The following is a 9,570-nucleotide window of genomic DNA, read 5'->3' as shown; positions in this document are numbered from 1 at the left end:
GAGAACGCGTCGCGTAGATAGACCTGCATATCCATCGGGTCATTATCGGGCGCGAACGTTTCATGAAACACGTGCGCGGCAAACTCGGACAACGCACTCGCGTCGGCGGCCGTGGCCAAACGAATCGCGAAATCACCCGCAAGGCAGTCGGTAGCGGCGGTGTTCGTCATGCCGAACGATAGCGAGGGGTGTCCCTGGAGCGGCCATCGCTGCCGGTCGAGTCCGTTTCCTCGGCGGCCTCCCTTGCCCGGCGCTGGCCCAAGGCACCCTGCGACTGCATATTACGGTTTTCGAATCCTCTCTTCTGGCGCGTCTCTTGATCGAAACGCTCGACCGTCTGCGTGTGCTCGTCGCCGATCGCTATGCGGTCGAACGGGAACTCGGGCGCGGCGGTATGGCCACCGTCTACCTGGCAACTGACGTTCGCCATGATCGCCGCGTCGCGATCAAGGTGCTACTTCCCGACCTCGCCGCCACGATCGGCGCCGAGCGCTTCGAACGGGAGATCAAGCTCGCCGCGCGCCTGCAGCATCCGAATATCCTCGGCCTCTTCGACTCCGGGCACGCGGAAGATCTGCTGTACTATGTCATGCCGTTCATCGACGGCGAGTCCGTGCGCGACCGGCTGGACCGGGAGAAGCAACTGCCCGTGGAGGACGCGGTTCGGATCGCGCTCGAAGTCGCCGACGCGTTGGGCTATGCGCATGCGCAGGGCATCATTCATCGCGATATCAAGCCCGAGAACGTGATGCTCTCCAACGGTCACGCGCTCGTCGCCGATTTCGGCATCGCGCGCGCGCGCACCGAAGCAGGCCAGAACAAGCTCACGCAGACCGGCATGGCCATGGGCACCCCGGTATACATGAGCCCCGAGCAGTTCACGGGCGAGGAGGTAGGCCCGACGGCCGACATCTACAGCCTCGGGTGCATGCTCTTCGAGATGCTGGCTGGCGAGCCGCCGTTTACGGGCAAGAACTCCACCGCCATCATGGCGAAGCATGCGATGGAAGCGGTGCCGAGCATCCGCCACGCCAGAAGAAGTCGAGGAAGCGATCCTCGCGGCGATGGAGAAGTCGCCGGCCGATCGTCCGCGCACCGCCGCGGAGTTCTGCGAGATGCTCGGCACTCCCATGGGCGCGACGTCGACGCGACGCGTGGCGATGCGAATGACCACGCAGCGGCGTGTGCCAAGCGGGGCGCAGCGTATCGAAGCAGCGCCCAAACCACGCTGGCGCACGCCGTTGATGCTGGGGGCTGCGGTGCTCGTGCTCTCCGCCGGTGCATTCGGCGCGTATCGGAACCTCTCCCGTGGCGCAGCGGTCAGCACCGATCCGCTCGCCCGCAAAGTCGCGGTGCGCTACTTCAACGTGGTGGGTGGTGACAGCACGGAGTTGCAGCCCGCCGCCGAGCGACTCACCGAGTCGCTCATCCGCGAGCTGTCCACGTTGCGCGTGCTCTCGGTGGTATCGCCCAACGGCGTGGCACAGTTCCGGAGCGATACCGTCGCCCGCGACAGCGTAGCGCGTGCGCTCAAGGTTGGCACGCTGGTCGAAGGTACGATCGAGCCAGAGGGCAAGGACCAGCTCCGCATCACGATCCGTTTGTATGACGTGTCCGGCGCGAACCTGGGCTCGGCGCGCACCATCAAGGTGAAGCGGAACGCGCTGTTTGGGGCCGAAGAGTCGGTCGCGCGCGATGTATCGGCAGCGCTGCGTGAAGTGATCGGGCCGGAAATTCAGCTGCGCGAGGCGCAGGCCGCGACGCGCGACATGGCAGCGTGGACGCTGCTGAACCGCGCCGAATCCGCCCGCCGGCAGACCGCAGCATTGACAGCGGCGGACGGCAGCCGTGCGAGCGCGTCACTGCATGCAGCCGATTCGCTGCTGCGCCTCGCGGCGGCGGCCGACCCACGGTGGATCGAGCCGGCATTGCAGCGCATCCAGGTATCGCTGGATGGCCGCCGTTTCTTGACCGAGGCGCGCGTGGGGCCGCATCTCGACTCCGCATTGGCACTCGTCGACGCGGCGTTCGCGGTAGATGCCAACAGTGCCAAGGCCCTCGAGCTGCGCGGCACCATCAAGCACAAGCAATGGCAGGCAGGCCGTCGGCTCGAACCGCTGGTGCGGGAGAAGCTGCTCGCTGATGCGGAAGGCGACCTGCTGGCCGCCATCCGCAAGGACGATCGTCTGGTAACGGCGTACGCGACGCTGAGCGAGCTGTATTTCGACAGGAAGGATGTCCCGGCTTCGCTGCTGAAGGCGCAAACCGCGTACGAAGCCGACGAATTCCTCGTCAACTCGCGGGATATTCTGGGTCGGCTGTTTCTGGGCTCGTACAGCACTCAAGGATTCGCGGATGCACAGCGGTGGTGCGACGAGGGCGCGCGGCGCTTTCCGACATCCCTCGCGTTTACGCGCTGCTACTTGTTGCTGCAGCTCGCCCCCGATGCGACGCCGGATCCGGCGAAAGCCTGGCAGCTGGCGGCGCGTATCGACTTCCTCGCGCCGACGGCGTCACGTGCCTTTCAGTCGGGGCTCGCGCGAATGCTCGTGGGTGGGGTGATCGGCCGGTACGGGCTTACCCTTCCCGCCGGAGCGCCGCGGGAGAAGATGCTAGACAGTGCGCGCGCGGTGTTGGATCGCGCGCAGCCCGACCGTTCGGTCGATCCCACGCAGGAGCTCGCCGGCTACCACGCCGTGTCGCTCGCGCAATTTGGCGACATCGACCCTGCCATCACGATGCTCACGTCGTACGTCGCCGCCAATCCGGATCACTCATTCCGCGTAGGCGGCAACGTGCACTGGTGGTGGCACGATCTTCGCAGCAAGCGCAGCTTCGAGGCGTTACTCGCCCGTACCCGCTAAGAGTGGCCCTGCCACACGCAGCGGCCGTGTTACGGGTTATCGATTTTACGGCCGTTCCGTTGGACCCGTTACCTCACATTCCACCGGAGTAGCAGTGCGTCGCGCACTGGTAAGCGGCCTCGCCCTCTTCACACTTGCGGGTTGTCAGGTTGGTGATTCAATCACGCCCATCACGGCAATACCGGGGCGACCGTCGTTCGCAGTTTCTGATGGAGGGAGCGCTGGCGGAAATCCGGACTTCTTCTTTTTGCCGCCGATGGCGAAGAATCCGAGCTTGAATACGAATTACCAGGCGAACGCGTTCAACCCGAACCTCGCGCCGCAGGTGCGCATCTGCGCGCTGGATGCGACGAGCGCCGCCGCCGTGATGGCCGCGACGTTGTGTAAGTCGCCGGGGTATGCTTTGGTCGTCACTGCCACGGTCGACGACGGTAAGTACGCCTACAACTGGGCGGTGCCGAAGAACGGCGTTCCGTTCTATCGCGTGAGCGTGTTCGTGGGCGCAACGCAGCTTGGCTTCACCGACGTCGCGACGGTGAAAAGCGAAGGGTTCGAAGTCGTCAATGACGGCCGCACGCTGCCGATCAAGTTCCGGATCGAACAGTACGCGCTGTGCGCGACTCCAGGTATTGGGCCGTGCGCTTCCACGACGATCAACCTCGCTACCGGTGGTACAGTCACGACTACGCTTGGCGGCGGCTCGGCGGGCGTCATCATCCCGCCGCAGCCCGTCGGCTTCGTCACGACCGTCACAACACAGATCTGCCCCGATCTCAATAACCGGGTGACCGACCTGCCGACGTTCGGTCCCTGTGTGCGCGTCACCGCGTCACCGGCCCTTCTGGCCAACGCGTTGCCGAACGAAGCCACGATGTTCATCTGCGCCGTTCAATCGTTGACGCCCCTGGGCATGTTGCCCGCGCAGAAGGAACGTCTCACCATGCACCGATTCGACGCGGCGCCAGACCGGCTCGCGGCCCTGCCGCACGCTACGGCCACCTGCATCGTTCCGGTCGCGCAGGGCACAGTGAAGGGACTCATGCGTGAGGTCGCGCGCGGCGAGTACGCATCGGCTGGCCGCGAGCTGTTCGCCATGCTCGCGCCGAAACGCCTAAACGCGGCGACACGACGGCTCGACGTGGGCCCCGGCGCACTCACCGACGAATTCAGCGACTTCCAGTTCGCGCTGCCAGCCAAGCTCTCGATCGTCGCGGGCGACGGGCAGACGGGTACAGCGGGTAACGCGCTGCCGGTGAATCCCACGGTTCGCGTCACTGACCTCGCGGGTGTTGCCGTTCCGAACGCGCGCGTGCGGTTCGCAGCCTCGATCGTCGCCTGCAACGCGGCGAGCCCTGGTAGTGGCGCGTTGTCGAACTTTAGTGGCGACGTCGTCGACGGGGCATGGATAATCACGAGCGGCGCGAATACGCGTGCCGCCTGCGGACGTGGCCTCGCGGGTGTCGACAGCAGCGGGCCGCGCGCGGGCGTCGATCCGTTCCAGCCGTTGTCACTTCATTTTGGCGATGGATCTAACGGACCCGAAGTCGCCGTGAAAATGGGATCGGTGCTGTTCAGCGCCACCGGTATCACGTTACCGACGACGCTGGTTCCCCTGGGCAGCAATGGCTACAGCAGCTACGGTCCGTTCGACCAGAGCATCACGCCGCCAACCGGTTGGCCGAACCTGGCTTCGGGCACGAGCACCACTCTGGGTGGGAAGGCACCGTTTCTCTCCGGAGGATGCGGCGTGCCAGCGGGCTACGCGGGTCCGTATGCGTACACTGTGGGCAAGGACATCTTCGTTACGAAGTCCGTCAGCGTGCCGGTGAATGGTACGCTCGAAATCACGGTGCTCATCGATAACGACCTGCGGATCTGGGTAGATGGTACCGAGCGCACGGGCACAATCCCGCCCACCTCGGCGCCCGGGTTCTACAACTCGATGTCGGGCTTCTGGCAGCATGACAACTGCGTGAACGACGGGCCGGCGGTGCTGACATTGTCCGGGGTTTCCGCCGGTACGCACACCATCGCACTGTGGGCACGCGATCGCGGTGGCGATGCGTTCCTCGACATGAAGGTCATGCTCAAGCCGTAGTGTGCCGGCAGAGCTCTCAGCGACTGCTCACGACAAACGGGGCGCTTCCATGCGGAGGCGCCCCGTTTGTCATTCGAGCGACACGCGAGTCCTGAACGACTGAACCGACCGTCTTTCAGTCTGATCCGTCCGTCAGGTCAACAACTCCTGGCGCTGTTCACTCCCGGCGCTATTCGCAGTTGCAAACCCTTCCTTCATTCCCATAACCCAATCCATCGCAACGCCTCTCTCGTCACGTATCGAAAATCGACGCAATGATCTCGACGACCGCTTCAAACACGGCGCCAGCGGCCTCCCCCACCATATTGATCGCCGCGCCGCCAAGATGCGCCAGACCGACCGCTCCCTCCACCACGAGCCCCGGCGACCACAACGCAGCGTGGCCGAGTACTTCCGCGCCAGCGCCAAGCGTACTGGATTGTCCGACCGTGCGACGCGCAATGACCTGATCGAGATTGCGCTGCCAGATCATCGCGAGTTCGTGGTGATCGAACCAGACTCCCCGACAACGCTGGCACACGTCGAGCGTGAGCCCCCCGCTCGCGCGCCGCGACATCCGTTCATCGCAGGTCGGACACGCGAGGTCGTTCACGTGACTGCACGCCAAGCACTGCGCGTGATCTCGACCGAGCGGTGCGCCGCATTTATGGCACGGCGGATTCACGCGTTCCTGGCGCTGCGCAATGATGGCCCACAACTCGGCGGGGGGATGTGCCGCCAGCACCAGCACCTCGCCCCGATCGAACCAGACACCACCACATCGCGTACAATGATCCAGCGTGAGCGCACGCTGGTTGCCGGCCAATCGCGCTTTCTCCATCGCCACCGCGCACACCGGACATGGCAGACGCGCCTCGAGCGCGCGCGGAGGTGCGATCGAGACAATCTCAGTCATCGAGAATGCCACGCGCCGATGCTTTGCTCCCCAGCTTCCCCATTTCGTGGAACACGTACACCAACACGCCGTCATCAGTGACCGCGATATCGGCGAGGTCGCGCGTCATCAGCGCCTCGAGTGTCTCCTTCGCCTCTTCAGGACTGAGCGCGAGCGCAATCGCGACGTCGCCTGCCGTGAGACGCCCACCTTCTTTCGCAGCAAGTCGCAATATCTCCGCTTCAATGGTGCGCTGTCGCAGCAGGTGCATCCGCTCCCCACGACGACGACCGCCACCCCACAACAGCGTCGCTCCCCCAACCGCGGGGAGAACTACGGTCACGAGCAACGCAACCAGTGTGGCCGGAGCCACCATGCTCGCCCGCGATCGCGCAAAACCAAACGCCATGAGCGCAGCAAGGATAAGCAACGCGAAACCGGTCTTACGTCCCATACCGTCCATCCCCTCAGTGGTGTCAGCCGTAAAGCGATCAATTCGCGCCGTTCACATCCCCTATTCCTAGCGCCCTTAATTCCTGGCGCCCTTAATTCCTGGCGCAGTTTACTCCTGGCGCAGTTTACTCCTGGCGCAGTTTACTCCTGGCGCAGTTTACTCCTGGCGACAGTCTATACCTGTCGCCCTTCGCACTCACCCAACCCCCACCGCAACCCCCCTTACCCCATTGTTCCCGTACCCCAGCCGATTCCACGCAATCCGCTCCGGCTGCGCATTCCCCGCCGTATCCGTGGCACGGCTCCAAATCGTCGCCGTCGCCCCCTCCGGCAGCAGCAGCTCCGCCTCGAACGGCGTCCACGCATACGCCGACTCCGGGGTCCCTAACGCGGCGTCCATCCAGATCGCGGCATCGTTCACGGCCAGCTCCACACGCGCGATCGCGCCTGCGCCCGACCACGCCCACCCTTGCACCGTCACCGCGCGCGCGCACTGCCGGCCTTCGGTCGGTGACGTGATCATCGACTTCACCCGCGCGCGACGCACCGGCGCGATCGTACCGTCCACGTCGTACACGTAGCGCATTCGCTGGAAGTAGCCGCCAAACGGGGTCGTAAGGGCCTCGAGACCGACGAGCCATTTCACGCTGGCCATGCCATACCATCCCGGCACGATGAGGCGCGCCGGTGCCCCGTGATCGACCGACAGCGGTGCGCCCGCCATGTGCGTTGCCACGATCGTATCCGGATGCATCGCATCGGCGATCGGCAGCGACCGTGCGAAGCGCACGTCGCCCTCGGCGTCATCGCGCGGCCCAGCGTCGGCTCCGACACCAAGAACTTCCACCACGTCCGAACCGAGGCCGGCGCGCTCCAGCAGCGTGCACAGCGAGACGCCCGACCAATTGGTCGTGCTCACGGCGCCGAAGCGCCACGGCTCACCGGTGGGTACCGGGTCCATCCCCAGGCGGCCGTTGCCGGCGCACTCCAGCGTGACCGTCACTTGGCGCTGCGGCAGAGCAGCCAGCTCGGGGAGCGAGATCGCGAAGGCCGACTGTACGGCACCACCGATGTCGATCGTGTGCGTAGCGCTGAGGAGCGGCAACGCAAAGTTGCTGCGAACGTATACACTGGCCGCTGGCGTGATCGACGACGACAGCAACCGCGCCGGTGTTTCCGCACACAGCGGTTCCGCGCGCACGACATCGAGAGCGTCCGTACCTGCAGCATCGAGTGCGACGTCGTCGGACACGGCAGCAGCAGCGGGGGGAATGGAAGCGGATGTGATACTGGTACCCTAGCGCGAACGCGGTGGGACTTCGGGGCGCGTGAACGCGCTCGGTGTGACCGCATCCCAAGGCGTGGCGCTTTGCGCCTTGCTGAATCCGAGGGAGTCGAGTCGCAGCATGAAGCGACGCTCGAACAGTGCGTTGGCACCCGGGAACAGCGACTCCGCGCTGGGAATAGCGGCCACTCGCACGTGCATCCGCACACCGGGCACCCGATCACTGACCGCACGCGAAAGATTCTCGAGCGCCGCGAGGGTAGCCGGTTGATGGGCGTAGAACAGCAGCGAGGTGGAGCGACTGCTGATCGCGCGGCGCGCCGACGGCTTCATGACTTTCGGCTCACCGTGCGTCCACAGATTCATGATGACCCACACGCGCACCGTGACATCCGTGAGCCCGCGCGCCTGTAACCGTTGTCCAAGGCGTGTGTAGTCCTCGAACGTGAGCAGCGGTAGGATATTTTCTATCACCCCGCCGTCGGACTGCAGATGCCCATCGATCATGACCGGCGGGAAGATGCCCGGGATGGCGGTCGCACCCTTGAGCAGCTGCCGGGTGCGTTGGTCGGTGGCTCCGGAGCGAGCACTTCCCATCTCATCGCCCAGCGACCACATCCGACCGATGCCGAGATCGAAATCCGTGGTTCCGAACACGAGCTGTTGATCGTTCGCGAAGGCCGCCTGCAACTCGTCGCGGAGCGGTCCGTTCAAGGTCTGGGCGATCGTTTGATCGAACCGTTTCGTGTTCACCAGCCCGCCAGTGGGGCGGATCAAGAACCACCAATCGAGTGACGGCGCGAAGCTCTGGGCGGCGCGCGCGTACAGTGCCGTGATCGTATCGATTGCGCTGCGCGTGCCGATCAGCGCGTACGGTGCCTGCAACGCGCCCGTGCTGATGCCCGTCACGAGATCGAATTGTGGCATCGAATCGGCGGCGCGTTGCTGCCAGCCGCGCAGAAAGCCGACGCCGAACGCGCCGTTCTGACCACCGCCGGAGAGCATCAGCACATCCACCGTGCGGTCTCCCCGTTTCGCGACACGTCGCACCAGCCGTTCGATTACGGTATCGCGCAGTGCGCGATGCTGCGCATCGATCGAGATGGCGTCGCGCTGCAGATTCACCACCGTGGTCGGCGCGCGTGTGATGGCAGCGCACCCCGCGAGCAGGGCAAGCGCTGGCGTTAACCGGCCGAGCGTCCTGATAAACGTGTTCCCGAACGCCGTCGTGAGAATCCTTCTTCGCATCTGTGGAATGTAGTCCCGTTACCTGCCGCGTTGCGCACTAAGCGGTCTCCGAACGGCTACCGGTCGTCCGCCCCCAGCAGGTCGCAATAGGCAAAGCGCTCGTCCCGGATCACGACCGGGCCTATTGCACAGCGGATCGGGCGCTGAAAGATCGGACCATCCGACACGAACGTATGGAACTCGCCGCGCTCTCCACACGGATCGACTGACGCGGGGAGGGCCGACAGCAGCGCACCATCGAACCGGCGTCCGGCAAAGGCTGCGTCGAGCTGCTCCGTGTCGACGCACACCAGATGTGCCACAAATCCGTCGGTCACGAAGCGGGCCGCGAGCGCCGTGGTCGGCGTGCCCCACAGAGGAAATCGGGGCGCGAAGCCGCTGCCGACCAACGCCTGCTCGCGATAGGCGCGAACGTCTTCGAGGAACAGATCGCCGAAGGCGATCTCCGTGACCGCCGGGAACCGCTCACGGATCGCGGCGAGCCCCTGCTGAAAGGCCGCTTCGTAGCCGGCATTACTGCACTGCGGCGTCAGCGTGATCTCGACCAGCGGTAGCCCGAGCGAGGCCGACTGCTCCGCGAGAAGCGTACGCCGCACCCCGTGAATGCTGATGCGATCGTAGCCGGCGGTCACGCTCGTGAGCAGTGCAACCACCTCGACGTCTGGGTCGGCACGCAGCGCCTGCAGCGCAAGGCTGCTGTCCTTGCCGCCGCTCCAGCTCAACACCACCGACCGCACATTCGGCACAC

At 65.1% G+C, this 9,570-nt stretch carries 7 protein-coding genes; 2 read left to right on the top strand and 5 right to left on the bottom strand.

Features of this window, described 5'->3' with window-relative positions:
* Positions 1-316 precede the first annotated feature (316 nt).
* Together ACESNG_RS12500 and ACESNG_RS12495 are read left to right on the top strand one after the other, a co-directional pair.
* Positions 317-1,381 carry a serine/threonine-protein kinase gene (locus ACESNG_RS12500; RefSeq protein WP_373061193.1) on the top strand — a complete coding sequence of 355 codons (1,065 nt, stop codon included), beginning with the start codon at positions 317-319 and terminating at the stop codon, positions 1,379-1,381.
* A gap of 1,739 nt (positions 1,382-3,120) precedes the next feature.
* On the top strand, positions 3,121-4,962 hold the full coding sequence (locus tag ACESNG_RS12495) for a hypothetical protein (protein WP_373069219.1): 1,842 nt from the start codon (positions 3,121-3,123) through the stop codon (positions 4,960-4,962).
* Positions 4,963-5,194: 232 nt separating this feature from the next.
* Here ACESNG_RS12495 and ACESNG_RS12490 read toward each other — a convergent pair whose 3' ends face one another.
* From ACESNG_RS12490 to ACESNG_RS12470, 5 genes are all read right to left on the bottom strand, one after another.
* Entirely contained in the window at positions 5,195-5,857 is a 663-nt protein-coding gene (locus ACESNG_RS12490) for a zf-TFIIB domain-containing protein (protein WP_373069217.1), read from the bottom strand.
* Entirely contained in the window at positions 5,850-6,290 is a 441-nt protein-coding gene (locus tag ACESNG_RS12485) for a hypothetical protein (RefSeq protein WP_373061842.1), read from the bottom strand. The genes ACESNG_RS12490 and ACESNG_RS12485 overlap by 8 nt, the downstream gene beginning before the upstream one ends.
* 195 nt (positions 6,291-6,485) lie before the next feature.
* Positions 6,486-7,541 (bottom strand): sulfite oxidase, encoded by a 1,056-nt coding sequence (locus tag ACESNG_RS12480; RefSeq protein WP_373061844.1) that lies wholly within the window; start codon positions 7,539-7,541, stop codon positions 6,486-6,488.
* A 45-nt stretch (positions 7,542-7,586) separates the two neighbouring features.
* The gene (locus ACESNG_RS12475) at positions 7,587-8,822 is read right to left on the bottom strand and encodes a patatin-like phospholipase family protein (protein WP_373061846.1); all 1,236 of its coding nucleotides are present in this window, start codon (positions 8,820-8,822) and stop codon (positions 7,587-7,589) included.
* 56 nt (positions 8,823-8,878) lie between these two features.
* Positions 8,879-9,568: an ATP-binding protein gene (locus ACESNG_RS12470; RefSeq protein WP_373061848.1), complete on the bottom strand. Its 690-nt coding sequence runs from the start codon at positions 9,566-9,568 to the stop codon at positions 8,879-8,881.
* Positions 9,569-9,570 lie beyond the last annotated feature (2 nt).

The organism is Gemmatimonas sp. (genome assembly GCF_041689975.1).
Classification (GTDB): domain Bacteria; phylum Gemmatimonadota; class Gemmatimonadetes; order Gemmatimonadales; family Gemmatimonadaceae; genus Gemmatimonas.
This window is presented reverse-complemented; position numbering and strand designations above follow the sequence as displayed.

Bases quoted from the DNA above. Each gene is read 5' to 3' on its own strand.
- ACESNG_RS12495 (WP_373069219.1), top strand. From the start codon at position 3,121: ATGGCGAAGAATCCGAGCTTGAATACGAATTACCAGGCGAACGCGTTC.
- ACESNG_RS12490 (WP_373069217.1), bottom strand. From the start codon at position 5,857: ATGACTGAGATTGTCTCGATCGCACCTCCGCGCGCGCTCGAGGCGCGT.
- ACESNG_RS12485 (WP_373061842.1), bottom strand. From the start codon at position 6,290: ATGGGACGTAAGACCGGTTTCGCGTTGCTTATCCTTGCTGCGCTCATG.
- ACESNG_RS12475 (WP_373061846.1), bottom strand. From the start codon at position 8,822: ATGCGAAGAAGGATTCTCACGACGGCGTTCGGGAACACGTTTATCAGG.